General features: G+C 63.3%; 22 protein-coding genes and 1 riboswitch. Of the genes, 14 read left to right on the top strand and 8 right to left on the bottom strand.

Features of this window, described 5'->3' with window-relative positions; translation table 11 throughout:
- The first annotated feature begins 10 nt into the window (after window positions 1-10).
- Window positions 11-310, top strand: a complete 300-nt coding sequence (locus FJ936_RS13890) for a DUF3572 domain-containing protein (RefSeq protein WP_140793364.1) — start codon at window positions 11-13, stop codon at window positions 308-310.
- Window positions 307-960 carry a hypothetical protein gene (locus FJ936_RS13885; protein ID WP_140793366.1) on the top strand — a complete coding sequence of 218 codons (654 nt, stop codon included), beginning with the start codon at window positions 307-309 and terminating at the stop codon, window positions 958-960. Before FJ936_RS13890 ends, FJ936_RS13885 begins: the two co-directional genes overlap by 4 nt.
- A 74-nt stretch (window positions 961-1,034) precedes the next feature.
- Here FJ936_RS13885 and FJ936_RS13880 read toward each other — a convergent pair whose 3' ends face one another.
- Window positions 1,035-2,594: a hypothetical protein gene (locus FJ936_RS13880; protein WP_140793382.1), complete on the bottom strand. Its 1,560-nt coding sequence runs from the start codon at window positions 2,592-2,594 to the stop codon at window positions 1,035-1,037.
- A gap of 93 nt (window positions 2,595-2,687) precedes the next feature.
- Window positions 2,688-3,275 (bottom strand): GNAT family N-acetyltransferase, encoded by a 588-nt coding sequence (locus FJ936_RS13875; protein WP_140793369.1) that lies wholly within the window; start codon window positions 3,273-3,275, stop codon window positions 2,688-2,690.
- Between the two features lie 65 nt (window positions 3,276-3,340).
- On the opposite strand from FJ936_RS13875, the gene FJ936_RS13870 reads away from it, so the two are divergent.
- Entirely contained in the window at window positions 3,341-4,669 is a 1,329-nt protein-coding gene (locus tag FJ936_RS13870; RefSeq protein WP_140793371.1) for a DNA polymerase IV, read from the top strand.
- A gap of 6 nt (window positions 4,670-4,675) precedes the next feature.
- Here the strand turns inward: FJ936_RS13870 and FJ936_RS13865 are convergent, their stop codons facing one another.
- Entirely contained in the window at window positions 4,676-5,182 is a 507-nt protein-coding gene (locus FJ936_RS13865) for a hypothetical protein (protein WP_015317615.1), read from the bottom strand.
- A gap of 191 nt (window positions 5,183-5,373) precedes the next feature.
- On the opposite strand from FJ936_RS13865, the gene FJ936_RS13860 reads away from it, so the two are divergent.
- Window positions 5,374-6,255 (top strand): DMT family transporter, encoded by an 882-nt coding sequence (locus tag FJ936_RS13860; protein WP_140661175.1) that lies wholly within the window; start codon window positions 5,374-5,376, stop codon window positions 6,253-6,255.
- Between the two features lie 9 nt (window positions 6,256-6,264).
- Here the strand turns inward: FJ936_RS13860 and FJ936_RS13855 are convergent, their stop codons facing one another.
- The 3 genes from FJ936_RS13855 to FJ936_RS13845 all read right to left on the bottom strand — a co-directional run bounded on the left by FJ936_RS13855 (window position 6,265) and on the right by FJ936_RS13845 (window position 12,771).
- Window positions 6,265-7,068 carry a potassium channel family protein gene (locus FJ936_RS13855; RefSeq protein ID WP_140661174.1) on the bottom strand — a complete coding sequence of 268 codons (804 nt, stop codon included), beginning with the start codon at window positions 7,066-7,068 and terminating at the stop codon, window positions 6,265-6,267.
- Between the two features lie 55 nt (window positions 7,069-7,123).
- On the bottom strand, window positions 7,124-10,651 hold the full coding sequence (gene dnaE, locus FJ936_RS13850) for a DNA polymerase III subunit alpha (RefSeq protein WP_140793373.1): 3,528 nt from the start codon (window positions 10,649-10,651) through the stop codon (window positions 7,124-7,126).
- A 107-nt stretch (window positions 10,652-10,758) separates the two neighbouring features.
- The gene (locus FJ936_RS13845) at window positions 10,759-12,771 is read right to left on the bottom strand and encodes an acetyl/propionyl/methylcrotonyl-CoA carboxylase subunit alpha (protein ID WP_140793375.1); all 2,013 of its coding nucleotides are present in this window, start codon (window positions 12,769-12,771) and stop codon (window positions 10,759-10,761) included.
- 249 nt (window positions 12,772-13,020) lie between these two features.
- On the opposite strand from FJ936_RS13845, the gene FJ936_RS13840 reads away from it, so the two are divergent.
- The 7 genes from FJ936_RS13840 (at window position 13,021) to FJ936_RS13810 (ending at window position 18,235) form a co-directional block, all read left to right on the top strand.
- A complete protein-coding gene (locus tag FJ936_RS13840) occupies window positions 13,021-14,148 on the top strand; it encodes an S-(hydroxymethyl)glutathione dehydrogenase/class III alcohol dehydrogenase (protein WP_140793377.1) in 1,128 nt (375 codons plus the stop codon).
- 68 nt (window positions 14,149-14,216) lie between these two features.
- The gene (gene gfa / locus FJ936_RS13835) at window positions 14,217-14,786 is read left to right on the top strand and encodes an S-(hydroxymethyl)glutathione synthase (protein WP_140873690.1); all 570 of its coding nucleotides are present in this window, start codon (window positions 14,217-14,219) and stop codon (window positions 14,784-14,786) included.
- 64 nt (window positions 14,787-14,850) lie between these two features.
- Window positions 14,851-15,318: a YaiI/YqxD family protein gene (locus FJ936_RS13830; RefSeq protein WP_140790992.1), complete on the top strand. Its 468-nt coding sequence runs from the start codon at window positions 14,851-14,853 to the stop codon at window positions 15,316-15,318.
- A 30-nt stretch (window positions 15,319-15,348) separates the two neighbouring features.
- Complete coding sequence (locus FJ936_RS13825; RefSeq protein ID WP_140723599.1) at window positions 15,349-16,026, top strand: DUF1345 domain-containing protein; 678 nt, start codon at window positions 15,349-15,351, stop codon at window positions 16,024-16,026.
- A 97-nt stretch (window positions 16,027-16,123) separates the two neighbouring features.
- On the top strand, window positions 16,124-17,005 hold the full coding sequence (locus FJ936_RS13820) for a cytochrome b/b6 domain-containing protein (protein WP_015317607.1): 882 nt from the start codon (window positions 16,124-16,126) through the stop codon (window positions 17,003-17,005).
- A gap of 1 nt (window position 17,006) precedes the next feature.
- Window positions 17,007-17,798 carry a molybdopterin-binding protein gene (locus FJ936_RS13815; protein ID WP_140616171.1) on the top strand — a complete coding sequence of 264 codons (792 nt, stop codon included), beginning with the start codon at window positions 17,007-17,009 and terminating at the stop codon, window positions 17,796-17,798.
- A gap of 38 nt (window positions 17,799-17,836) precedes the next feature.
- The gene (locus FJ936_RS13810; protein WP_015317605.1) at window positions 17,837-18,235 is read left to right on the top strand and encodes a GNAT family N-acetyltransferase; all 399 of its coding nucleotides are present in this window, start codon (window positions 17,837-17,839) and stop codon (window positions 18,233-18,235) included.
- Here the strand turns inward: FJ936_RS13810 and FJ936_RS13805 are convergent.
- The gene (locus tag FJ936_RS13805) at window positions 18,232-19,233 is read right to left on the bottom strand and encodes a hypothetical protein (RefSeq protein ID WP_140790995.1); all 1,002 of its coding nucleotides are present in this window, start codon (window positions 19,231-19,233) and stop codon (window positions 18,232-18,234) included. The genes FJ936_RS13810 and FJ936_RS13805 overlap by 4 nt on opposite strands.
- Before the next feature lie 174 nt (window positions 19,234-19,407).
- Window positions 19,408-19,494: riboswitch (glycine riboswitch) on the top strand.
- A gap of 149 nt (window positions 19,495-19,643) precedes the next feature.
- Between FJ936_RS13805 and gcvT the strand changes: the two genes are divergently transcribed.
- The 3 genes from gcvT to gcvP are packed head-to-tail and all read left to right on the top strand — an operon-like array spanning window position 19,644 to window position 23,946.
- Entirely contained in the window at window positions 19,644-20,744 is a 1,101-nt protein-coding gene (gene gcvT / locus FJ936_RS13800) for a glycine cleavage system aminomethyltransferase GcvT (RefSeq protein WP_141906681.1), read from the top strand.
- 5 nt (window positions 20,745-20,749) lie between these two features.
- Entirely contained in the window at window positions 20,750-21,118 is a 369-nt protein-coding gene (gene gcvH, locus FJ936_RS13795; protein WP_141906680.1) for a glycine cleavage system protein GcvH, read from the top strand.
- 17 nt (window positions 21,119-21,135) lie between these two features.
- Window positions 21,136-23,946 carry an aminomethyl-transferring glycine dehydrogenase gene (gcvP, locus tag FJ936_RS13790; protein ID WP_141906679.1) on the top strand — a complete coding sequence of 937 codons (2,811 nt, stop codon included), beginning with the start codon at window positions 21,136-21,138 and terminating at the stop codon, window positions 23,944-23,946.
- Here the strand turns inward: gcvP and FJ936_RS13785 are convergent, their stop codons facing one another.
- Window positions 23,947-25,122 (bottom strand): GGDEF domain-containing protein, encoded by a 1,176-nt coding sequence (locus tag FJ936_RS13785; RefSeq protein ID WP_140723611.1) that lies wholly within the window; start codon window positions 25,120-25,122, stop codon window positions 23,947-23,949.
- Window positions 25,123-25,231 lie beyond the last annotated feature (109 nt).

Genomic DNA, 25,231 nt, shown 5'->3' with positions numbered 1-25,231 from the left:
GAAGGTAGTGATGGCAAACGCAGCGTCAATGCGCGAAGAGGCGGAAACCATTGCCGTCAAGGCACTGGGCTTCGTTGCCACCGATCCGGAGCTTTTACCGCGCTTTCTGGCAATCACGGGAATAGAGGCGCATTCGATCCGCCGGGCGGCCGGCGAGCCGGGTTTCCTGGCCGGCGTCCTGCAGTTCATTCTTGCCCACGAGCCGACCTTGATGCGCTTCGCCGAGGAAACCGGCACGCCACCAGCGGCTGTCGGCAAGGCGTTGCGCGCCTTGCCGCTCGGCGATGACAATCACGAGCACTCCACATGAGCGATGATCCCGAAACCGCGCGCCAGATCGAGGAACTGGCGGCTGACGACCGACCGCTGCTGGTGCTCGATGTCGACGACGTGGTGCTCGAATTCATCCGGCCCTTCCCGCATTTCCTCAAGGCGCGCGGCTATGGCCTGACGCTGGCGTCCTTCCGGCTGACCGGCAACATTGCCGAGACAGCCAGCGGCCGCCTGATCGAACAACCCGAAGTTACCGCACTCCTGGGGGATTTCTTCGACGCGCAAGCCGATTGGCAAGGCATCACCGATGGCGCCGCGGAAGCCCTGACCGGGCTTGGAGACCGTGCCGAAATCATATTGCTGACAGCCATGCCGCACCGGCATCGCGCCGTGCGACGCGCCCATCTCGATGCACTGGGGCTGGCCTATCCGCTGCTGACCACCGAAATGGCCAAGGGGCCGGCGGTAGCCAAACTGCGCGGCAGGAGCGGGCGGCCGGTGGTCTTCGTCGACGATCAGCCAGCCAATCTGGCGTCGGTGCGTGACTCGGTCGCCGACGCAAACCTATTCCATCTGATGGCCGACAATTCGCTGCGTACGTTCCTGCCATCGGTCCCGGACGATGTCATCGTCGTCCAGGATTGGCACGAAGCCGCGCCTAAGATCGCTGGCGCGCTGGGGTTCTAATCCAGGCGTTTTGGTGCGATCCCGGACGAAAAAACCGGTTCGCACTGTTCCGGATTTGCTCAAGGGCAGAACACTCAAGGATTGAGCTTCGCCCCTGCCCCGCCGTTAGCGCCGCCGCCGTTATCGCTACCGCCATTATCGCCGCCGCTCTCATCGTCCGAACCGTCACCGTCGTCGACGCTATCGTCCACCGCCGGGTCGGCGGGCTTCAGCATGACGCCGTTGACGGTGACCGAGCCGTCGGCCTTGGTGTTGATAGCCCATTCCAGCTTGCCGTCCGGCAGCGTCTTGGCAAAACCCTTCGCCATGAGAGCGACAGGCACGTACTGCCCGACTTCCGGCTCCGCCTTCGCCGCTTCCTGCAGATGCTCCATGATCTTGTCGAAGCCAGCGACGTCGACAGTGAGATTTGCGTCGGGTTTCTGGCCGAAGCTTGTCATCTCGCCTTCCAGTGCGATCTCCATGTCCTTGTTCTTCACGGTACTGTGGCCGATGACGACCTTCGGCGTCTTGGCCAGGAATTCGGCTTTGAGCTGGTCGCCGAACTCGGCCGGCAGCGGCGGATCCTGGTTGAGATCAAAGGCTTCGATGGCCTTCTTTGCCATGCTGTCGAGATCGATGTTGGCGCCGCCGAAATTCAGGTCGATATCGGTGGGCAGCAGCGCCACGCTCCAGCTCGGCAAAAGCTGCTGCGGCACGGTCAGCCCCGAAGCCTTGATGCCATAGCTGACCTTTCCGTTCTGGGCGACGCCGTCGGAACCGAACGCTATGCCGAACTGGGTTGCTCCGAACGTGCCGATAGGGCTGTCGACCGCGAAGTCCTTGAAGCCATAGGTTCCGTCGATACGCTCCCACACCGGAAGCGCTGCAAGCAGAAGCGACTTGAGCTGCGCCTGGTTTGCCTTCAGCGTCTTCTCGTCCTCATTGGCCACGGCAAACGCCAGGAGATCGAGCAGAGGCTTGGTCTGCACGCCCTTGCCGCTGGCCTCCACGGAAAATTCCGGCGACTTCACGGTGACGGGAAAATTCAGCCCGCTCTCGGCATCGTTGAATTTTATCGCTTCCACGAAGTTCGAAATCTTTTGCGACGTCGTGAAATCAACGCCGCCATTGGTCGCCTTGGTCGCGGAAAGCGTCACGGTGCCGGCACCGGCGGTCACATCCATCTTTTGCTTGGCGTCCTGCGACGACATCGTCATCCCGGCCATCGAGCTCGTGGCGCTGGTGAAGGCCGCCAACTTGGGGTCGTAGACGCCGTTGCCCTTGCCATCCTTGATCGAGAACTGCGTGCTCTGCTTTCCCTGAGGGCCGTTGAATTCAAAGGAGGCGCTCTGCGAAAAATCCATCGAGACATCCCAGGACCCGTCGCTGCGCGGCTTGACCAGCAGGGCATAGGGCGCAAAGTCGAATTTCACCAGCTTCTCGTCGGGAAAGCTGCTGGCCAGCGCCTTGAAATCGACCACGATCTTGTAGGCGGCGCCTTCGGCCGAAACCTTCAGGATGCCCTTGTCGAGCGCCTGTTTGCCGACATAGCGCGACAGATCATCGGACAACTGCTTGGCGCCCTGACTGTCGACGGTCTGGCCGAAAGCAGGCGCGCTCAGCAGGAACGCGGTAAAGGCAATAGGCAGCATACGGTTCACGGGAATTCTCCGTTCGTCAAAAAGGCAAAAATGGTTTCGTATCTCTGGTAGGGAAATACCATCGCGACCGCAAGACGATGACAGTCAGGCAATCGGCTTCAACACCAGCCGCATCAGCGGCCGACCGGCCTTGCGCTCCACAAGCCTTTCGAACCCGGCTTTCTCGAACACCCCCGATGACCCGACAAACAGGCCGATCGAACGCGAATCGCGCGACAGGTCGATCGGGCAGGCCTCTACGAGTCGCGCCCCGTTCCTGCGGGCGAACTCGATGCCGCCTTCGACGAGGCGGTGGGTGATGCCCCTGCCGCGCGCCTTGGCGCGGATGAAAAAGCACGAGATCGCCCAAACGGCCGGATCGGACGCGTCGGCGGGATCGATCGGCGCCGAGCCCCTGCCCTTGTTGTTCCACTCGGGCACGTCGGCGCGTGGCCCGATCTGCATCCAGCCGACCGCCTTATCGTCCTCGAAAGCCAGCAGGCCGGGCGGCGGGCCGGCCTCGATGCGCGCCTTGATGTGATCCTTGTTGCGTTCACGGCTGCTCTCGCGCCGCGCCGCCGGCGCCAGCCGGAAATGCGTACACCAGCAGCCGTAGCAGGCGCCCTGCTTGCCGAAAAGGTCCTCGAATTCAGGCCAGAGCTCTGGCGCCAGCGGCACTACGGTCGTGCTCATGCGTTCTCCCCAGGCCAGGCTTGTCGCTGGCCTTGCGCTGTCGTACCATTGGTTTTGTTCTCTTTATGTTCGCAGTGATGGCGGCCCCTGTCAACAATCCCGACCACGGTTTTTGTCGTGACTGCCTGACCTTTCAGCGCAGTGAAACGCGCCGTTGCGAACGCTGCGGCAGCCCTCGCCTTGCGCGCCATCCCGAGCTTTATCGGCTGCACCTCGCCCATATCGATTGCGACGCCTTCTACGCGGCCATCGAAAAGCGCGACAACCCTGCGCTCAAGGACAAGCCGCTGATCATCGGCGGCGGCAAGCGCGGTGTCGTCTCCACCGCCTGCTACATCGCTCGCATCCGCGGCGTGCGCTCCGCCATGCCGATGTTCAAGGCGCTCGAGGCCTGCCCGGAGGCGGTCGTGATCGCGCCCAACATGGAAAAGTACGTGGCCGTCGGCCGCGAGGTGCGCGCCATGATGCAGGCTTTGACACCGCTGGTCGAGCCGTTGTCGATCGATGAGGCCTTCCTCGACCTCGCCGGCACCGAGCGCCTGCACGGACTGCCACCGGCCGTGGTGCTGGCGCGCTTTTCGCTGGCGGTGGAGAAGGAGATCGGCATCACCGTTTCATCAGGCCTGTCCTATTGCAAATTCCTCGCCAAGATAGCGTCCGATTTCCGCAAACCGCGCGGCTTTTCCGTCATCGGCGAGGCGGAGGCGGTCGGCTTTCTGGCCACGCAGCCGGTGACCATGATCTGGGGCGTCGGCAAGGCGTTCAATGCCACGCTGGAACAGGATGGCATCCGCACCATCGGCCAGCTCCAGAAGATGGAGCGTGGCGACCTGATGCGCCGCTATGGGGTGATGGGCGAACGGCTCTACCGGCTTTCGCGCGGTGAGGATGTCCGCCGCGTCGACCCCGACCAGGACGCAAAGAGCGTATCGGCCGAAACCACTTTCGACACCGATATCGCCTCACTGGACGAGCTTGTCTCGGTGCTGAGGGGCCTTTCGGAAAAAGTCTCGGCGAGGCTGAAGAAATCAGGCATCGCCGGGCGCACCGTGGTGCTGAAGCTGAAGACCCAGGACTTCAGGCTGCGCACGCGCAACCGTCAGCTCGGCGACCCGACCCGGCTCGCCGACCGCATCTTTTCGACCGGCGTGGAACTTCTTCGCAAGGAGACCGACGGAACGAAATTCCGATTGCTCGGCATCGGCGTCAGCGACCTCTCCGACGACGACAAGGCCGACCCGCCGGATTTGGTCGATGTGCAGTCGCGCAAGCGCGCCATGGCCGAAGGCGCCATCGATGCGCTACGCGACAAGTTCGGCCGCAAGGCGGTGCAAACCGGCTACACCTTCGGCAAGGGCCGCGACGCCCATCCGCCGGAGCCGCTGGAAGATTGAACCCGATCAGCTGCGTCGAAGATCGATGCGGCTGGTCACCACGCTCTTGCCGGTCTTGGGATCGCGGTCGACCACGGTCAAGACTATGCCGTCCGCACCGTTTTTCTGCACGGTAAGCTGCGCGGCGCGGTCGCCATTGACCTCCTTGGCCCAGCGGATGGCGAGGTTTATCGCATTGCCGGAACGGCTTCCGTTCAACTGCGCCGGTCCGGTGCGCGATCCCACATAGACACCGCTGTATTTGGCGCCGCTGGTCTTCAGGCGAGCACTGATGGCGCGTGTCACCAGGATCAGGCCGCGGCAGTTGCCGTCGAGGGACAGCGAAGACGATGTCGCATTCGATTTGAACGTGCAGGAAACGCTGACCGTTGGCGCCTGCGTCGTCACCTGAACGGTTCCCTTGCCGGCGAAATTGCCCTTGAAGGATTGGAGAAATTTGCTCTCGTCCGCATGCGCGGCTGTGGCCGCGACGGCCAGGCACCCGGCAAGCACAAACCGCGTGAGTAATGTCATCGAAGGTCTCCTTGTGACGGGTGGAACGGCGATCGGTGATGCTCAAGCGGACATCGCGACTCAACGCGGCTTGCCATGTCAGGTTCCGCCCGCGACAGGGCTGTTTTGCAACGTCGCGCCAATATCTCTGGCCCAGTCAAATGCGGCGGCTAGTGGTTGCGGCAAAAACCCCGGCTTGCGAGATAGCTGACATGGCACCTACCCCCTCGATCCCCAAGGCCGCTTTCTGGATGGCGCTGTCGATCGCCTCGTTCCTGGCGATGTCGGTCGCCGGCCGCGCCACGACCGCCGAGCTCAACGTCTTCCAGGTGCTGGAACTGCGCTCGGTCATCGGGTTCTTCATTCTGCTGCCGCTGGTGATGATGAGCGGCGGCTTCGCGGCGATGCGCACGCAGCGGCCCGTCGCTCATATCGCCAGAAACGTCATCCACTATACCGGGCAGGCGGCATGGCTCTACGCATTGACCTTGATTCCGTTGGCCGTGCTGATTTCGATCGAATTCACCACACCGATCTGGACGGCTATCCTGGCGGTGACCTTTCTTGGTGAAAGGTTGTCCCGGCCAAAGCTTGCCGCGATCGTGCTGGGCCTGATCGGGGTGGTAATCATCGTTCGCCCCGGTGTGGGCTCGGTCGATCCGGGCCATCTCATCGTGCTCGGCGCCGCGGTTTGCTTCGGCATCTCGGTGGTCCTGGTCAAGTCGCTGACGCGGACGGACAGCGTCGTGCGCATTATCTTCTGGATGCTGATCATCCAGTCGGTGGTCGGCCTCGTTCCAGCCCTTTACGAGTGGCGCAACCCGCCGCTGGAACTGTGGCCATGGATCGTGCTGATCGCCTTCACCGGCATGTCGTCGCATTTTTGCATGGCCCGTGCGCTTGGCTATGCCGACGCCACCGTCATTTCGCCGATGGATTTCCTGCGTGTACCGTTGTCGGCGCTCATCGGCTGGCTGCTTTACAGCGAGCAGATCGACGCCTTCACCGCTGGCGGTGCATTGCTGATCCTGATGGGCAATCTGCTCAACTTGCAGCGCAAGGCAGTCAAGCCGGCAGAAGTCGCGGCGTCATAGCGTTGCCAGTCAGTTCCCTTCGTCTGGAATGTTGAGCACGTGTCCGCACGCCTTGCAGTGTACGGCGTCCGGCTCGTGACGCTGCAACCCGCATTGCGGACAGGGAAAGAACACCTTGGCCGGCCGAAAGATCGCCTGCGCCAGCCTGACGAACAGCGATATGCCGATGATCATGGTTACGATCGCCGTCAGCTTGCCGGCGATGCCCGGCAGCACGATGTCTCCGAAGCCTGTCGTCGTCACGGTCGCGACGGTGAAGTAAAGCGCGTCGATGTAGTTTTCCAGTCCGGCTCCGTTGCGAAAAAAGAACGTGTAGACGAAGCCCGTGATGACAAAGAGAAAGGTCAAAAGGTTGATCACCGCGTGGCTTGCCTCGCGCCAGGGCCGCAGGCCACGCATCTCGAAATGCCGCCAGATCGAACCGCTGCGCGACAGCGACCATAGCCGCAGGATGCGCAGAAAGCCGAGGCTCGCGAGAGCCGTCGGCATCAGCAGCGTCAGAAGGATGAAGGCATCCACCCAAAAGGTCGGCTGCTTCGTCAGGCGCAGCATGTCGTTGGAGGCGAGCAGCCTGGCAATCAGATCGGCGGCGACGAGAGCCGCCACGGCATAGTCTAGCCACAGAAACGAGGGCGACTGCTGGATGACCGGGGTGGCGATGAAAAAAGCGATGATGGCGAGGTCGATGATGACAGCCACCAGTTGGAACCGGAACGCGGCCGGCGAGCGTCCGTGATAGAGCCTGCGCAGCCTGTCGCGTAATCGCGCCGTCGCGGAAAGGTTCTGCGATGGACGCCTCTCCTTGGCCTTCATGCTGGCATGAGCAGCCGGTGCCGGCCCGCGGAGTGCCGCCTGGTAAGCGCGCAGATCACACCAGTTCCACTTCAATCACGCCCGGCACGGCGCGCATTGCCGAGGCGATCTGTGGCGAGACGCGATAGCCGCCTTGCAGAGCGATCTCGACCTCGCCCTGCGCCTCTTCCTTGATCACGATGATGCTCACCTGGCTTTCACCCCGCTGCGTGAGTTGGGATTGGATCATCGAGGCAGGTCCATCGTTCCTGACGAAGATGCGCAGCGCCTTCTGGATGCGGCTTGCCTCGTCCTCCAGCGATTGCACGGAGTTGATGCGCAGGTTGACGCCCTCGGGCCTGTCCTCCGCCGCGACAGTGATGACAACCGAGCGGCCGGCTTCGAGGAGGTCGCGATACTGGGCCAAACCTTCTGAAAACAATACGGCCTCGTATTGGCCGGAGGTGTCCGAAAAGGCCACCACGCCCATCTTGTTGCCGGTGCGCGTCTTGCGCTCCTGCTTGCTGGTAACGGTGCCGGCAAGCCGGCCGGCGGAAGCACCGCGCTTGACGGCGGCGGAGAACTCCGCCCAGTTCTGCACCCGCATCTTCTGCAGCGCCGCCTTGTACTCGTCGAGCGGATGCGCCGAGAGATAGAAGCCGACGACCTGGAACTCGCGGTGCAGGCGGTCGGCAGCGAGCCACGGATCGGTCGCCGGCAGATTGAGCGCCTGCGACTGTGCGCCGAGCGAGGCGCCGAAGATGTCGGCCTGACCCGAAACGGCGTTCTGCTGGGCGAGCGACGCCAGCCCCATCATCCGCTCGACGCCGGCCAACATCTGGGCGCGGTCGTGGCCGAAGCAGTCGAGCGCGCCGGCCATGATCAGGCTTTCGAAAACCCGTTTGCCGACGATCTTCGGGTCGACCCTCTCGCAGAAATCGGCCAGGCTCTTGAACGGCTTTTCGCCGCGAACGGCGACGATGTGCTCCACCGCGGCATCGCCGACGCCCTTCAGCGCGGCCATCGAATAATAGATCCGGTTCTCCCCGACCTCGAAGGCACGGAAACTCGTCATCACCGAGGGCGCCAGGACTTCGATGCCGAGGCGCAGCGCATCCTGGCGGAAGTCGGCGAGCTTGTCGGTGTTGCCCATGTCGAGCGTCATCGACGCTGCCAGGAACTCGACCGGATAATGCGCCTTGAGATAGGCGGTCTGGTAGGAGACGACAGCGTAGGCGGCCGCATGAGACTTGTTGAAACCGTAGTCGGCGAACTTTGCCAGCAGGTCGAAAATGAAGTCGGCTTGCGGCTTTGCGACGCCGCGCTCGACCGCGCCGGAGACAAAGCGTTCGCGCTGCTTGTCCATCTCGGCGCGGATCTTCTTGCCCATGGCGCGCCGCAGAAGGTCGGCTTCGCCAAGCGAATAGCCGGACAGCTCCTGCGCGATCTGCATCACCTGTTCCTGGTAGACGATGACGCCTTGCGTCTCCTTCACAAGATGGTCGATCTTGGGATGGATCGAGGCCATCTCCTCCTCGCCATGCTTTCTGGCGTTGTAGGTCGGGATGTTCTCCATCGGTCCCGGCCGGTAGAGGGCAACCAGCGCGATGATGTCCTCGATGCAGTCGGGCCGCATGCCGATCAGCGCCTTGCGCATGCCGGCACTTTCCACCTGGAACACGCCGACCACCTCGCCGCGCGACAGCATCGCATAGGTCTCGGGGTCGTCGAGCGGGATGGTCGCCAGATCGATGTCGATGCCGCGCCGGCGGATCAACTTGACGGCCGTCTCCAGCACCGTCAGCGTCTTCAGGCCGAGGAAGTCGAACTTCACTAACCCCGCCTGCTCGACATATTTCATGTTGAACTGGGTGACAGGCATGTCCGAACGCGGATCGCGGTACATCGGCACCAGTTCCGACAACGGTCTGTCGCCAATGACGATGCCGGCGGCGTGCGTCGAGGCGTGGCGGTAGAGGCCCTCCAGTTTCTGCGCCATGTCGAGCAGCGTCTGCACGATCGGCTCTTTCTCGGCCTCCTCGGCAAAGCGCGGCTCGTTGGCGATGGCATCGGCGAGCTTGACCGGATTGGCCGGGTTCTGCGGCACCATTTTCGACAGCTTGTCGACCTGGCCGTACGGCATCTGCAGCACGCGGCCGACGTCGCGCAGCACGGCGCGCGCCTGCAGCGTACCGAAAGTGATGATCTGGCCGACCTGGTCGCGGCCGTATTTCTGCTGGACGTAGCGGATCACCTCCTCGCGGCGGTCCTGGCAGAAATCGATGTCGAAATCGGGCATCGACACGCGGTCCGGATTGAGGAAGCGTTCGAACAGCAGCGAGAAACGCAGCGGGTCGATGTCGGTGATGGTGGTCGAATAGGCAACCAGCGAACCGGCGCCCGAACCACGCCCCGGCCCGACCGGAATGCCTTGCGCCTTGGCCCATTTGATGAAGTCGGCAACGATCAGGAAGTAGCCGGGGAATTTCATCTTCTCGATGATGCCAAGCTCGAATTCGAGCCTCTCACGATACTGCTCGACCGTGTAGCCCGGTGTCGGTCCGTGCAAGGCGAGCCGTGCATCAAGCCCCTCGCGCGCCTGACGGGCCAGTTCCTCGGCCTCGGCCTTTTCGGCGGCGTCCTTGTCGGAGGTATCGCCGCCCGTGAAACGCGGCAGGATCGGACTGCGGGTTTTTGGATAGTAGGAGCAGCGCAGCGCGATCTCGACAGTGTTGTCGATGGCTTCAGGCAGGTCGGCGAACAATTTCGCCATATCGGCCTGACTGCGCAGGAAATTGTCCGGCGACAGCCGGCGGCGGGTGTCGACGGCGACAACCGACCCCTCGGCGATGGCGATCAACGCATCATGCGCCTCATACTCGTCGCGCGACGAGAAGAAGGCCTCGTTGGTGGCAACCAGCGGCAATTCATGGGCATAGGCGAGATCGATCGAGGATTTCTCGATCATCCGGTCGTACCCCGAAACCCGGTCCAGCTCGACATAGAGCCGGTCGCCGAACATCGCCTTGAGCGTTACCAGCCGCGCTTCGGCAAGATCGCGGCGATCTTCCTTCAGGGCCATGCCGATCGGGCCGCGCGGCCCGCCACTAAGACAAATCAGGCCGTCACATTGGCCGTCCATCATTTCGGTGGTCAGGTGCACCGCCTCGCCGGGCGGTGTTTCAAGGTAAACACGGCTGACCAGCCGGACCAGATTGGAATAGCCGGCTTCGGTCGCCGCGATCAGCACGACGGGCCGCATATCGGGACCTTGCCGGCGGCGGTCACGCTGGCCGTCGCTGTTTTCGCCGGAAAAGGCGAGCGCGATCTGGCAGCCGATGATCGGCTGGATGCCATCCTTCACCGCCTTCTGGGCGAACTCCAAGGCGCCGAACAAATTGTTGGTGTCGGTCACCGCGATCGCTGGCGCTTCGTCCTTGACGGCATGGCCGACGATCTTGCCGAGTTGCAGCGCGCCTTCCAGCAGCGAATAGGCCGAGTGCACGCGCAGATGGACGAACGGCCGCGCCGGCACCTCCGGCCGCGCGGCCGCGATCGCGGCCTCGCGCTTCAGGGGATCGCGTGGAAGTCTCTCATCCGCCATGGTTTCTCGCGCTGTCCGTAAGACTTGAGTCGATGGAGATGTATTGTCCGGGACCGGGCGATACCAGTCCAGCACAAACGACTACCGACCCACAGGCTTCCAGCCGTTCAGGCGAATTCCATGATCACCGCGTCGACGGCAAGGCTGTCGCCCGGCTTGGCGTTGAGTTTCGCCACGACGAGGTCGCGCTCGGCGCGCAGAACGTTTTCCATCTTCATCGCCTCGACCACGGCCAGCGTCTCGCCCGCCTTGACCTCCTGGCCTTCGACAACGGCGATCGACACGACGAGGCCCGGCATCGGGCAGAGCAGCAGTTTCGACGTGTCCGGCGCTATTTTCTCCGGCATCAGCCTTTCCAATTCGGCGGTGCGCGGCAGCATGGCGCGCGCGGTCACCGACATGCCTTTCCAGGCGATGCGGAGGCCATTGGCGACAGAACGGATCTGGGCGGCAACCCTGCGCTTGCCGACAGTGCCGCGCCAGATGAGATCGCCGGGCCGCCAATCGGACGAAACGGTCAGCGCCTTGCCGCCATCGATGGACAGGTCCATTTCCATCGGGATGAAAATCATGCCTTCGAGGATCGACGCCGACAAATACTCTTCGCCGATCTTCACCACCCAGTCGCGCTTGAGCGCTCCCGAATGCGGCGCCAGCCGCCCGCCCAGCCGGTCGAGACGGTCGCGGCGCAGCAGTTCCACGGCCGTGACGATCGATGCCAGAACGGCTTTTTCCTCGCTGTTCGGCACGACGGGGGCAAAACCGTCGGGATATTCCTCCGCGATGAAGCCGGTCGATATCGCCCCTTCCCGCCAGCGTGGATGCTGCATCAGCGCCGCCAGGAACGGTATGTTGTGCTCGATGCCGTCGACGACAAAGCTGTCCAGCGCTTCCGACATGGCGTCGATGGCCTCGAGCCGAGTCGGCGCCCAGGTGCACAGCTTGGCCAGCATCGGATCGTAGAACATGGAGATTTCCGAGCCTTCGGTGACACCGGTGTCGTTGCGGATGACGACATCGCCGAAGCGGCCTTCCTCGGGTGGCCGGTAGCGTGTCAGCCGGCCGATCGAGGGCAGGAAATTGCGATAGGGATCCTCGGCGTAGAGCCGGCTTTCCACCGCCCAGCCGTTCAGCTTGATGTCGCTCTGCTTGATGGCGAGCTCTTCGCCGGCGGCGACGCGGATCATCTGCTCGACCAGATCGATGCCGGTGACGAGTTCGGTCACCGGATGCTCAACCTGCAATCGTGTATTCATTTCAAGGAAATAGAAGTTCTTGTCCTTGTCGACGATGAACTCGACGGTGCCGGCGCTCTGGTAGTCGACAGCCCTGGCCAACGCCACCGACTGCTCGCCCATCGCCTTGCGCGTCCTGGCATCGAGGAAGGGCGATGGCGCCTCTTCCGCCACCTTCTGGTTGCGGCGCTGGATCGAGCATTCGCGTTCGCCAAGATAGAGCGCGTTGCCATGCCCGTCGGCCAGCACCTGGATTTCGACGTGACGCGGGTCGACCACGAACTTTTCGATGAAGACACGGTCGTCGCCGAACGAACTCTTGGCTTCCGAGCGCGCCCGGTCAAATCCGTCGCGTACTTCCGACTGGTCCCAGGCGATGCGCATGCCTTTGCCACCGCCACCGGCCGAGGCCTTGATCATCACGGGATAGCCGATCTCGCCGGCGATCTTTTCGGCGTGATCGGCATTCTCGATGACGCCGAGCCAACCCGGAACCGTCGAAACCTCGGCGGCGTTGGCGAATTTCTTCGACTCGATCTTGTCGCCCATCGCCTTGATGGCCTTGGGCTTCGGCCCGATGAAGACGATGCCTTCCGCTTCCAGGGCTTCGCAGAACGCGGCTCGCTCGGACAGGAAGCCATAGCCGGGGTGCACGGCCTGAGCGCCCGTCGCCTTGCAGGCCGCGATGATCTTTTCAGGAACGAGGTAGCTCTGCGCGGCAGGCGACGGCCCGATATGCACCGCCTCGTCGGCCATTTCGACATGCACGGCATCGCGATCGGCGTCGGAATAGACGGCGACCGTGGCAATGCCCATCTTGCGCGCCGTCCTGATGACGCGGCAGGCGATCTCGCCACGATTGGCGATCAGGATCTTGGTGAACATGCGGGCAGAATTCCCCTCCGGCAGATGGTTCAGTTCTATGGACTATGTCGCCAGGTCTCAAGTGCCGCAGCGGACGACATGACGGGCGTCCCTCCCAATGCTTCCGTCGCACTCCCCTGCCGAGCCGGGCTGGTTGTCGACGGTGTGCTATCTGCGTCAAGAAAGCCAAGATTTCGTCTCATCTGAGAGTTGATGAGCAGCTCAAAACCTGAAACCTTGGCTCAAAATCGCCTTTGGAGGAATTGCCCGATGAAAACCCGCGCCGCTGTCGCTGTCGCCGCCGGAAAGCCGCTGGAGATCATGGAGGTCGACCTTGATGGACCGCGCGATGGCGAGGTGCTGGTCGAGATCAAGGCGACCGGCATCTGCCACACCGACGAATTCACGCTGTCGGGCGCCGATCCCGAAGGCCTGTTTCCCGCCATCCTCGGCCATGAGGGCGCCGGCATCGTCGTCGATGTCGGGAAGGGCGTCACCTCGGTCAGGAAGGGCGACCATGTCATCCCGCTCTATACGCCCGAATGCCGTCAGTGCCCGTCGTGTTTGTCGAGGAAGACCAATCTGTGCACCGCCATCCGTGCCACCCAGGGGCAAGGGTTGATGCCGGACGGCTCGTCGCGCTTCTCGATCGGCAAGGACAAGATCTTCCACTACATGGGCTGCTCGACCTTCTCCAACTTCACCGTGCTGCCGGAGATCGCGGTGGCCAAGGTCAACCCCGACGCCCCCTTCGACAAGATCTGCTACATCGGCTGCGGCGTCACCACCGGCATTGGTGCGGTCATCAACACCGCCAAGGTCGAGCAAGGCGCCACCGCCGTCGTCTTCGGCCTCGGCGGCATCGGCCTCAACGTCATCCAGGGCCTGAAGCTTGCCGGCGCCGACATGATCATCGGTGTCGACCTGAACAACGACAAGAAGGAATGGGGCGAGCGATTCGGCATGACGCATTTCGTCAATCCGAAGGAGATCGACGGCGACATCGTGCCTTATCTCGTCAACATGACCAAGCGCGGAGCCGACCAGATCGGCGGCGCCGACTACACATTCGACTGCACCGGCAACACCAAGGTCATGCGCCAGGCACTCGAGGCCTCACATCGCGGCTGGGGCAAGTCGGTCGTCATCGGCGTCGCCGGTGCTGGCCAGGAGATTTCGACCCGGCCGTTCCAACTGGTCACCGGGCGCAGCTGGATGGGCACCGCCTTCGGCGGCGCGCGCGGCCGCACCGACGTGCCGAAGATCGTCGACTGGTACATGGACGGCAAGATCCAGATCGACCCGATGATCACCCACACGCTGAAGCTCGAGGACATCAACAGGGGATTCGACCTCATGCATGAGGGCAAATCGATCCGGAGTGTCGTGGTTTACTAAAAGACAGCCACACGCCGCCGGCCATCCGGCCAGCGACCCCTGTGGTGAAACATGGGAGGAGAGAAAAAATGGCGGAGAAACTGCATCCAAAGATCGACAATGGGCTGCCCAGGGAGAGCGCCAGCTTTGCCGGCGGCACGCTGGTCTGCGCCTGCACCAGCAAGCCGGTCAAGGTGAAGGTCAAGGGCCAGATCGCCCACAACCATGCCTGCGGCTGCACCAAATGCTGGAAGCCGGACGGTGCTGTATTCTCGGTGGTCGCCGTCGCCGGCACCGGCGATGTCACCGTCACCGAGAACGGCGACAAGCTCAAGGTGGTCGACCCCTCGGCGCTGATCCAGCGTCATGCCTGCACCGGCTGCGGCGTCCACATGCACGGACCGGTCGAGCGCGACCATCCGTTCAAGGGCCTGTCCTTCATCCATCCCGAGCGCTTCGAGGAAGACGGCTGGTCGCCTCCGGGCTTCACCGCCTTCGTCTCCTCGATCATTGAATCCGGTGTCGACCCAAGCCGCATGGACGGTATTCGCACCCAGCTGAAGACAATCGGGCTGGAACCCTATGACTGCCTCAATCCGGGCCTGATGGATTATATCGCCACCTGGACGGCCAAGAAGTCCGGCGCCCTGCCGGCCTGACGACCGAGAGATTTCAGGCAGGGGCCGGATATGTTTCCGGCCCCTGCTCGTTTCCGGAGAGACAATGCCCGCACCCGCCATCTACGTCGACGCCGACGCCTGCCCGGTCAAGGCGGAGGTAGAAAAGGTCGCCGAGCGCCATGGCGTCATCGTCACCTATGTCTCCAATGGCGGTCTGCGCCCCTCCCGCGACCCGATGATCCGCAATGTCGTGGTCTCCAAGAGTGCCGATGCCGCCGACGACTGGATCGTCGAGAACACCAAGCCCAACGACATCGTGGTGACGGCGGACATTCCGCTCGCCGCCCGCACGGTGGCGCTCGGCGCGCATGTGCTTGGACCGACCGGGCGGCCGTTCACGCCCGAGACGATCGGCATGGCGGTGGCGATGCGGGACCTCAAACAGCATTTGCGCGAAACCGGCGAGAGCAAGGGCTACAATGCCAGCTTCGCGCCGCAGGATCGTTCCCGGTTCCTGGGTGAACTTGACCGCATCTTGCGGCGCGCGCTGAAATCCGCCACACCGGGCTAGCAACAAAGCGCCATCCAGGTGGAGACCGCCATGGCCGCCGAAACCCCGATCGAGAAACCGATGCAGCGCCACATGCTGTTCGCGGTGTCGGCCTGTATCGGTGCGTTTGCGCTGCTTGTGGCGCTGCTGCTGCACGCCCCACTCGCCTATTCGATCGGCGCCAACATATTTTTTGCCGCTTACGTCCTTCTTGTCGTCAGCCAGATGCCCAAATTCACCGGCAAGTACCTGAGCAAGAATGCACGCGCCACCGATCAGCCGGTGCTGGTGATCTTCGCGGTCACGCTCGTTGTCGTCGGCGTTGCCCTTGTCTCCCTGTTCCTGCTGATCAATCGCAAGGATGGGGATCACCCGATCGAACTCGGCTTCGCACTGCTGTCGATCCCGCTCGGCTGGTTCACCATCCATGCCATGGCAGCGCTCCACTATGCCCATGTCTACTGGATGGACGGCGACGCGGTCGACGCCGGCACCAATAAGAAGATTCCGGTCGGCGGCCTGCTGTTCCCGGGCGACAAACGCCCCGAAGGCTGGGATTTCCTCTATTTCTCTACCGTCATCGGCATGACGGCGCAGACCGCCGACACCAACATCTCGACGACGCACATGCGCTGCGTCGTGCTTGTCCACTCGGTCCTGTCGTTCTTCTTCAACACGGTCATCGTCGCCGCCGCCGTCAATCTCGCCGTCAGCCTGGGCGGTCCGTAATAAATCCGTGATCGCATGAAACATCGGTTTGGATCGCGACGTATCAAGAGGACAATGAACGCTTAGGACAAGCCGCAAGGCCGGGAGACCAGACAACATGGAATCGGTTGCCAGAAGCCAATCCGAAATTGGACCGGGCGCCCCCGCGTCAAAAGAGAAAACATTGATCTACCGGCAGTCGCGCTGGACGCGGCTGACACACTGGCTCTGGGCCATCTCGTTGTTTTTCATGCTGCTGTCCGGCCTGCAGATCTTCAATGCCCGGCCGCAGCTCTACATCGGCAAGCAATCCGGCTTCGACTACAACAACACCATTTTCGCCATAGGCGCCGAAAACACCAATGCCGGGCCGCGCGGCTACACCGAAATCTTCGGCCACCGCTTCGACACGACAGGCGTCCTTGGCTGGTCGGGCCCGACCGGTAACGAGACGGCGCGCGGTTTCCCGTCCTGGGCGACGATCCCGTCCTACTATGACCTCGGCACCGCCCGCGTGATCCATTTCTTCTTCGCCTGGATATTGACGACGACCTTGATCGTCTGGCTCGTCGCCAGCCTGATCAACGGCCACATCCGCCGCGATCTGGCGCCTCGCCTGGATGACCTCAAACGCTTGCCCCGGGACATCGCCAACCACGCCAGGCTGAAATTCCACCACACGCGCGAATACAACACGCTGCAGAAGATGGCCTATGGCGGCGTGCTGTTCGTGCTCTTGCCACTGATGATCATCACCGGCCTTGCAATGTCGCCGAGCATGAATTCGGTGCTGCCCTTCCTCAATGAATTGACCGGTGGCCGGCAGACGGCACGCACCATCCATTTCACCGTCATGGTGCTGCTGGTCGCCTTCTTCGTCATTCACATCCTGATGATCCTCGCCGCCGGCCCGATCAACGAACTGCGCTCGATCATTACCGGCTGGTACCGCACTGATCCTCCCGTGCATGACGACAAAACGTCCGAGAGGAGTGCCTGAGATGGCGAAATTTGAGATAAGCCGCCGAAAGTTCCTCACCGCCGCCGGCCTCGGCGCGTCCGGCATCATGCTGTCGGGCTGCGACGCCTTCGACAGCCAGCTCAGCATCGGCAGCGGCCTGCGCAGCTTCCTCGAAAACGCCAATGGCCTGACCCACAAGGCACAACGGTTGCTCGGCGGCGGCAATTCGCTGGCGCCCGAATTCACCGAGGCTGATATCCGTCAGCCAATGCGGCCGAACGGCGTGACCGCGCCGGACGACGACGCTTACAAGGCCCTGCTCGCCAACAACTTCGCCGATTGGCGACTGGAGGTGTCAGGCCTCGTGGAAAAGCCGCTGTCACTCACCCGCGAGCAGCTCATGAACATGCCGAGCCGCACCCAGATCACCCGACACGATTGCGTCGAAGGCTGGAGTTGCATCGCCAAATGGACCGGCACGCCACTGGCGCTGCTGCTCGACCAGGCGGTGGTCAAGCCACAGGCCCGCTATGTCATGTTCCATTGCCTCGACACGATCGACCGCAGCCTGTCAGGCGACATCAAATATTACGGCACGATCGACCTCATCGATGCGCGCCATCCGCAAACGATCCTTGCCTACGGCCTGAACGGCAAGCCGCTGCCGGTCGAGAACGGCGCGCCGCTGCGTGTCCGCGTCGAGCGCCAGCTCGGCTACAAAATGCCGAAATATCTCTACAAGATCGAACTGGTCGATGGCTTCGCCACTATCGGCGGCGGCCGGGGCGGCTATTGGGAAGACAACGGCTATGACTGGTATGGCGGGATTTGACGGTCCCTCGCATACGGGCCGAGCACGACTTGTCCCCCATGGAATTGAGTTCGCTCGAGGATCGTCTCAACCGCGATAACCGACGTATGATCGACCGCGATGATGACCGAGGGCTGACCTTTGTCATCCGCGATGGTGCGGGACACGCGGTCGGAGTAGCCGCCGGCTATTCCTGGGCGGGCACGTCCGAACTGACCTTGATGTGGATAGACGAGGCTCACCGAGGTCGCGGCTACGCAAGGCAGTTGCTAGACGCCTTTGTCGCGGAGGCCGCCGATCGCGGTGTCAGGAAAATCTGGGTCTCCAGCCACGACTTCCAGGCACCAGATCTCTATGAAAAGGCTGGCTTCGAGCGTATGGCCGAATTCTCGGGATGGCCCGAAGGCCATTCCAATATCATTCTTTGCAAAACGATAGCAGCGGACGGCGGGGCTTAGGCAACCTTGTCGAGCAACGGCTTCAGCGCCGGATGAATTTCCGGCGAGGCATGCTTGATCAGGGTCAGCAGCGCACGCTCATTCTCGTAAAGAGGCCGGTTCACCCCGATATGTCCGACCAGCCACTTTGCCTCACAGGCATCGATCGTCTCGGCACGGCGGGCCAGCGCCTCGGCGGCCCTGTTCTTGGCCTCCCATTCGGTCTCTATGTCGTCAGGAGAGCGGTAGGCCTCGATGACACCGGCAAGACCGCCGGAGACCATGCGGCTGAAGAAGCCGCCGATTTCCGGATCGGCATGATCGAGGAAAGTTTCCTGGCGCAGCGCCACCTCGCGGGTGGGCGCCTCATAACCGGCCGAGCACATGACGAAATTGGCGATCGCCTTGACGAACAGGTCGTTCCACGACGGATCGTTATTGGCCTGGGCGGTCCGCTCGTTGATCCTGAACAGCACCTCGGCCTCGGCCTGGGTGATGGCGATGTTGCCGTCGCCACCATGGGCATGGAGGATGCGGCGCAAAAGCTCGACTTCGGCCCCGGCGATCAGTCCGGGCACCAGCGCGCCGCCGAGCATCAGCGGTCCCTTACCGTCGACGACGGCGTGGGCGACCTGCTCCAGCGCGTAGACGCAAAGCCGGCTCGGCGAGGATTTCGCCTCTTCCAGCACATGGACCAGCAATTCGAGTTCGGTCCGGCTGTCGACCATGCCGTCGCGCGAAATCGTGCGGACCAGCCAGTCGGCATTCTCCCCCGAAATGTAGCCCAAGGGCTTTTCCTGATGAACGATGTAGTCGGTGACCGCCTCGACGAAGAACGGCGCCCATTCCGCGCATTTGTCCCGCGCCGTCTGGTTGAGCGCGAACAAGGCCTCGGCTTCGCCCCGGCTCACCACGCCGTCGGCGAACACGTCGCGGCGCAGCATCACGACGTCCTCTGAAGCAATGCGGTTCTTCGAAGTCAGCCCCGCCACCGGAGCACTCATGATCAACTCGCCCATCTGTCGTCCCCGTCCGCCCCAACGCGTCACATCGGTCAGCTTTATCAGGAGTGTCTTGAAAAACCGGCAAACGGCGTGGTTAGCGAAGACTTGTCAGAACAATGTCGCTGGGAGGTGACAAGGTGTCGTCGACGGGCTATGGATGGCGCGTCGAGGGCTCAGGGTTCTGAGTCCTACCTGTTTGCGGGAGAGAGCAGCGAGAGCTGCCGCCGAAGGGGAAATCGCCCGAAATCTCTCAGGCAAAAGAACCGTAGACGGGAAAGACACTCTGGAAAGTCGGGGCTTGCCCCCGCGCCGAAGGTGTAAGCGCCGCTGACAGAGTTCCGGCTGCGCGAGTCTCTCAGGCTTCAGACAGAGGGGCACGGACTGGTCGCCATCAGCGGCCGATTGCGTGCGACTCTGGAGGCGACATGACGGGCGACGACGACAAACACCTTCCCCTCGAAGATATTCATGCGGCTGCCGGAGCGCGCTTCGGCGCCTTTGCCGGCTGGTCGATGCCACTGACCTATCCGGCCGGCGTCATGAAAGAGCATCTTCACACCCGCGAGCATGCGGGGTTGTTCGACATCTCGCATATGAAACTGTTCGAGGTCAGTGGCCCGGAAGCGGTTGCGCTGTTGAACCGCGCCTGCCCGCTGGACGCCGGCGCGCTCGAAATCTCGCAGTCAAAGCTATCCTTTTTCCTGAACGAAGCAGGCGGCATTCTCGACGACCTGATCGTCACCCGACTCGGCGACACCAGGTTCATGGTGGTCGCCAATGCCGGCAATGCCGTCGCCGACGAAAAGCATTTGCGCGCCCTGGCGACCGATTTCGAGGTGAAGGTCGAGCCGCTCGACCGCGTCTTCCTGGCGATCCAGGGTCCCGAAGCCTGGGCTGCACTCTCCCGCGCCGGCATCCAGACCGGCTCGCTGCTGTTCATGCATGGGGTCGAGCCGCGAAAAAACTGGTTCATGAGCCGGTCCGGCTACACCGGCGAGGACGGTTTCGAGATCGGCCTGCCGGAAGCCGATGCGCGTGACCTTGTCACCAAGCTGCTGGAGGATGAACGCGTGCTTTGGATCGGCCTTGCCGCGCGCGACAGCCTGCGGCTGGAGGCCGGCCTCTGCCTGCACGGCCAGGACATCACGCCCGAGACCGACCCGGCCGCGGCGGCGCTGATGTGGGCGATCCCGAAAGAAATCCGTGCCTCCGGCACCTTCATTGGCGCCGACGCCTTGCGCGCCGCCGTGGAACGTGGTCCGGCGCAGAAGCGCGTCGGGCTGAAACCGGAGGGTCGCCAGCCGGTGCGCGCCGGTGCCGCGCTGTTCGAAGCCGACGGCAATCCTGCCGGCCATGTCACATCGGGCGGCTTCGGCCCTTCCGCCGGCCATCCGGTCGCCATGGGTTATGTCTCCACGCCGCTGGCAAAGCCCGGAACGCGGATTTTCGCCGACGTGCGCGGCACGAAGATCCCAGTCGATGTCAGTTCTCTGCCCTTCACCCCTCATCGCTACCGCAAAGGATGAATTCCATGGCAACAACCTATTTCACATCGGATCACGAGTGGCTCAGCGTCGAGGGCGGCATCGCCACCGTCGGCATCACCGACTACGCGCAGGAGCAGCTCGGCGACCTCGTCTTCGTGGAACTGCCGGAAACGGGAAAGAAGCTCGCCAAGGGCGACACCGCCGTCGTGGTCGAATCCGTCAAGGCAGCCTCGGACGTTTATGCGCCGGTCGATGGCGAGATCACCGAAGCCAATGGCATGCTGTCGTCCGACCCCTCGCTGGTCAACTCGGCGGCAACCGGGGCCGGATGGCTGTGGAAGATGAAGCTCGCCGACGAAAGTCAGCTCGCCAGCCTCATGGATGAGGCCGCCTACAAAGCCCATATCGCCTGACATCGGGACGTATTGACATGACCGCCGCTCCCTACCCCTTCTCGGCCCGCCACATTGGACCCGGCCTTGCCGACGTCAGAGCCATGCTCGCCGTCATCGGTGTTCCCTCCGTCGAGACACTGATCAGCCAGGCCGTGCCGAGATCGATCCGCCTCGACCAGCCGCTGGACCTCCCCGCGCCGGCCAGCGAAGCCGAAGCTCTCGCCGAATTGTCGGTGATCATGGCAAGAAATACGGTGCTGAAAAGCTTTATCGGCGCCGGTTACCACGGCGTCCACGTGCCGCCGGTCATCCAGCGCAATCTGTTCGAGAATCCGGCCTGGTACACCGCCTACACGCCCTATCAGGCCGAGATCAGCCAGGGCCGGCTCGAAATGCTGTTCAACTTCCAGACGCTGGTCACCGAACTGACCGGCCTGCCGGTGGCATCGGCTTCACTGCTCGACGAGGCGACCGCCGTCGCCGAAGCGGTTGGCATTGCGCTGCGCCACCACCGCGACAAGCGCACCAAGGTGGCGCTTGCGGGCACGCCGCACCCGCAGACGCTGGACGTCGTGCGCACCCGCGCCGAGCCGCTCGGCATCGAGATCGACGGCGAGACGATCGACGACAACACCGCCGCCCTGCTCGTCTCCTGGCCTGACACCTTTGGCGTCTATGGCGACCACAAGGCGGCGATCGAAAAAGCGCGCGCCACCGGCGCCATTGTCGTCTTCATCGCCGACCCGCTTGGTCTGACGCTGACCGACGCGCCGGCGAAACTCGGCGCCGACATCGCGGTCGGCCCGATGCAGCGCTTTGGCGTGCCGATGGGCTTTGGCGGCCCGCATGCGGCCTATTGCGCGGTCTCCGACAAGCTGACGCGGCTGATGCCCGGCCGCCTGGTCGGTCAGTCGACCGACAGCAAGGGCCGTCCCGGCTACCGCCTCGCCTTGCAGACGCGCGAGCAGCATATCCGCCGCGACAAGGCAACGTCCAACATCTGCACCGCACAGGCCCTGCTTGCCAATATGGCCACCGCCTATGCCATCTGGCACGGCCCGGTCGGCCTGCAGGCGATCGCCGGGCGCATACACGCGCTGGCCAACCGCTTGGCAAGCGGCCTCGAGGCGGCGGGCGTATCGGTGCTCGGCTCCAGCCGCTTCGACACGGTGACGGTGGAGACCAACGGCAAGGCCGCCCAGATCGCGGTCGCCGCCGAAAAGACCGGCCGGCTGCTGCGTGTGCTCGATGCCGACCATGTCGGCATCAGTTTCGACGAGACCTCGACCGACACCGATCTCGACGCGATCGCGGCCTTGTTCGATGCCAAGGCTGTCGCTTCCGCCGGCAGCACGGTGCCCGGCAAGCCACGTGGCAAGGAGTTTTTGACCCAGCCGGTCTTTCACGAGAACAAGTCGGAAACCGAGATAATGCGCTTTCTGCGCCGGCTGGCCGACAAGGACCTGGCGCTCGACCGCGCCATGATCCCGCTGGGCTCCTGCACCATGAAGCTCAACGCCGCGGCGGAAATGATGCCGGTGAGTTGGCCAAGCATCGCCAATTTGCATCCCTTCGCGCCGGCAAGCCATTCGGCCGGCTACCGCGCCATGATCGGCGAACTGGAAGGCTGGCTGTCGGAAATCACCGGTTTCGACGCCGTGACCTTGCAGCCCAATGCCGGCAGCCAGGGCGAATATGCCGGGCTGCTCGCCATTCGCGCCTATCACCGCTCGCGCGGCGAGGGCCATCGTACCGTCTGCCTGATCCCGTCTTCCGCGCATGGCACCAATCCGGCGAGTGCCGCGATGGCCGGCATGAGCGTCGTCGTCGTGCGCTGCCTGGAAGACGGCAACATCGACATGGACGATATGCGCGCCAAGGCCAACGAGCATTCCAAGAATCTCGCGGCGCTGATGTTCACCTATCCCTCCACCCATGGCGTTTACGAGGAAGGCGCCCGCCACCTCTGCGCCCTCATCCACGAGCATGGCGGCCAGGTCTATTTCGATGGCGCCAACCTCAACGCGCTGGTCGGCCTTGCTCGGCCAGGCGACATCGGCGCCGACGTCTGTCACATGAACCTGCACAAGACCTTCTGCATCCCGCATGGCGGCGGTGGCCCGGGTGTCGGTCCGATCGGTGTCAGGGCGCATCTGAAGCCCTATCTGCCCGGCCATGTCAGCGAAGGCTCGGCTCATGCCGTGGCCGCCGCTCCCTTCGGCAGCGCTTCCATCCTGCCGATCACCTGGATGTACATCCGCATGATGGGCGCTTCCGGCCTGAAGCAGGCGACCGAGACAGCGATCGTTTCGGCCAACTATGTGGCGACGAGGCTCGCCCCGCATTTCCCGCTGCTTTACAAGGGCAGGAGCGATCGCGTCGCCCACGAATGCATCCTCGACACCCGCGTGCTCAAGGAGAGCGCCGGCATCAGTGTCGAGGACATCGCCAAGCGCCTGATCGATTATGGTTTCCACGCGCCGACGATGTCGTTTCCGGTCGCCGGCACGCTGATGGTGGAGCCGACCGAGTCCGAACCCAAGCGCGAGTTGGATCGCTTCTGCGAGGCCATGATCGCCATTGCCGGCGAAGCGGCGAAAGTGGCCAAAGGCGAATGGCCCTTGGCCGACAATCCGCTGGTCAACGCACCGCACACATCGGCCGAGGCGCTGGCCGGTCAATGGACCCATCCGTATTCGCGTCTGGAGGCGGCCTATCCCGCCGGCGATGCCGACACGGCGACGAAGTACTGGCCGCCGGTGTCGCGCATCGACAATGTCGCCGGCGACCGTAATCTGGTCTGCTCCTGCCCGCCGCTGTCGGATTACCTCGGCGCGGCCGAATAGCTACGCGGAACGCAAGGCCGGCTCGGCCGCGTCGGCCTTGCCCGTCCTTTTGCGGCCGATGACGCAATTTCGCCCCGCACGCTTGGCGGCATAGAGCATGGCGTCGGCCCTGGCCAGCACCTCGTCGAGGGTGCTGCCGTCGGCCTCGCCGAAGCCAATCCCGCCGCTGACCGTGCTGCGCAAGGGCCCGAGCGCAGTGGGCACGACTTCCGTGCCGAAAGCGACGCCGATCTTGCTGGCGAGGTCATAGGCCCGCTCTTCCGTCACGCGCGACATGACGATTGCGAACTCCTCGCCGCCCAGGCGAAAGGCGTCGACCCCGGTTCTGGCATATCTCCTGATGACGGCGGCGAAGCGGCACAGGACCTGGTCCCCGACCGGGTGTCCATAGATGTCGTTCGTCCGCTTGAAATGATCGAGATCGAACATGACGATCGCCATGAACGGGCCGAAGGTGCGCTCGCCATAAAGCGACGCTAGCCCCCGACGGTTCATCAGTCCGGTCAACGGGTCGGTCATGGTCTCGGCCTTGAGCTCGATCTGCGCCTGCAGATGGTGGAGCGAAAGCGTCAACGCGCCAAGGCCTGTCATACAGGCCACCGCCACGACCGAGTTAAGGCGTTCGGCCCAATTGTCGGGCGCGACGCCGAGCGTCCACTGGCCTTTGGCCATCAGAACCACGCCGCAAAGGGCAAACGACAGCGCACAGGTGCCGCTCAGGACCGATACCACCAGGAGAATACGGCGATCGTGACTGCCATTGATCCAGAACATGGCCCCGATCGTCGAGAGCAGCGCGGTAACCGTCGCGTAGGTGATCACGAAGCCGACCCCGTCAAGGCCCATGAAAGTCACGGCCGCGCAGACAGCCATGGCGGCAAATGTCGGCGCGATTGCACGCCTGTGCTCGCGCACGCCGAGATACTGCATGGCCGAAATGCAGATGATGAGAAAACCCAGGCTGAGTAGCGCCAGCGCGATCTGGCAAAGCAGCGGATCGGGCTCCCTGGTATAGCGCCAGAACAGGATCACATGCGCGACGAGCACGATAATGCCGCACGCCACTGTCAGCACGAAGCCCGCCCGCGGCGCCGTGAGCCAGATCGCAACCATGGTAGCGGCTAGACAGGTACCCGACAGCGCGGCTGCGAGCAGGAGCGAACTGAAATCCAGCATATCAGGCGGAGGCCTCTCGAGCGTCGGCGGTTGCGCCGCATTCTAGGTCAGCGGCAGCCCTCGGACATGGTTTTCGGGCGATCTCTCGACCCAAGCTGCGGATAGGGTT

This window comes from Mesorhizobium sp. B2-4-13, from assembly GCF_006658535.1.
GTDB lineage: Bacteria > Pseudomonadota > Alphaproteobacteria > Rhizobiales > Rhizobiaceae > Mesorhizobium > Mesorhizobium australicum.
Note: the sequence above shows the minus strand (reverse complement) of the source record. Positions and strands in the feature narration are given on the sequence as shown.

Coding starts and splice junctions, on each gene's coding strand:
- FJ936_RS13890 (WP_140793364.1), top strand. CDS start 11: ATGGCAAACGCAGCGTCAATGCGCGAAGAGGCGGAAACCATTGCCGTC.
- FJ936_RS13885 (WP_140793366.1), top strand. CDS start 307: ATGAGCGATGATCCCGAAACCGCGCGCCAGATCGAGGAACTGGCGGCT.
- FJ936_RS13880 (WP_140793382.1), bottom strand. CDS start 2,594: ATGCTGCCTATTGCCTTTACCGCGTTCCTGCTGAGCGCGCCTGCTTTC.
- FJ936_RS13875 (WP_140793369.1), bottom strand. CDS start 3,275: ATGAGCACGACCGTAGTGCCGCTGGCGCCAGAGCTCTGGCCTGAATTC.
- FJ936_RS13870 (WP_140793371.1), top strand. CDS start 3,341: ATGTTCGCAGTGATGGCGGCCCCTGTCAACAATCCCGACCACGGTTTT.
- FJ936_RS13865 (WP_015317615.1), bottom strand. CDS start 5,182: ATGACATTACTCACGCGGTTTGTGCTTGCCGGGTGCCTGGCCGTCGCG.
- FJ936_RS13860 (WP_140661175.1), top strand. CDS start 5,374: ATGGCACCTACCCCCTCGATCCCCAAGGCCGCTTTCTGGATGGCGCTG.
- FJ936_RS13855 (WP_140661174.1), bottom strand. CDS start 7,068: ATGAAGGCCAAGGAGAGGCGTCCATCGCAGAACCTTTCCGCGACGGCG.
- dnaE (WP_140793373.1), bottom strand. CDS start 10,651: ATGGCGGATGAGAGACTTCCACGCGATCCCCTGAAGCGCGAGGCCGCG.
- FJ936_RS13845 (WP_140793375.1), bottom strand. CDS start 12,771: ATGTTCACCAAGATCCTGATCGCCAATCGTGGCGAGATCGCCTGCCGC.
- FJ936_RS13840 (WP_140793377.1), top strand. CDS start 13,021: ATGAAAACCCGCGCCGCTGTCGCTGTCGCCGCCGGAAAGCCGCTGGAG.
- gfa (WP_140873690.1), top strand. CDS start 14,217: ATGGCGGAGAAACTGCATCCAAAGATCGACAATGGGCTGCCCAGGGAG.
- FJ936_RS13830 (WP_140790992.1), top strand. CDS start 14,851: ATGCCCGCACCCGCCATCTACGTCGACGCCGACGCCTGCCCGGTCAAG.
- FJ936_RS13825 (WP_140723599.1), top strand. CDS start 15,349: ATGGCCGCCGAAACCCCGATCGAGAAACCGATGCAGCGCCACATGCTG.
- FJ936_RS13820 (WP_015317607.1), top strand. CDS start 16,124: ATGGAATCGGTTGCCAGAAGCCAATCCGAAATTGGACCGGGCGCCCCC.
- FJ936_RS13815 (WP_140616171.1), top strand. CDS start 17,007: ATGGCGAAATTTGAGATAAGCCGCCGAAAGTTCCTCACCGCCGCCGGC.
- FJ936_RS13810 (WP_015317605.1), top strand. CDS start 17,837: ATGGAATTGAGTTCGCTCGAGGATCGTCTCAACCGCGATAACCGACGT.
- FJ936_RS13805 (WP_140790995.1), bottom strand. CDS start 19,233: ATGGGCGAGTTGATCATGAGTGCTCCGGTGGCGGGGCTGACTTCGAAG.
- gcvT (WP_141906681.1), top strand. CDS start 19,644: ATGACGGGCGACGACGACAAACACCTTCCCCTCGAAGATATTCATGCG.
- gcvH (WP_141906680.1), top strand. CDS start 20,750: ATGGCAACAACCTATTTCACATCGGATCACGAGTGGCTCAGCGTCGAG.
- gcvP (WP_141906679.1), top strand. CDS start 21,136: ATGACCGCCGCTCCCTACCCCTTCTCGGCCCGCCACATTGGACCCGGC.
- FJ936_RS13785 (WP_140723611.1), bottom strand. CDS start 25,122: ATGCTGGATTTCAGTTCGCTCCTGCTCGCAGCCGCGCTGTCGGGTACC.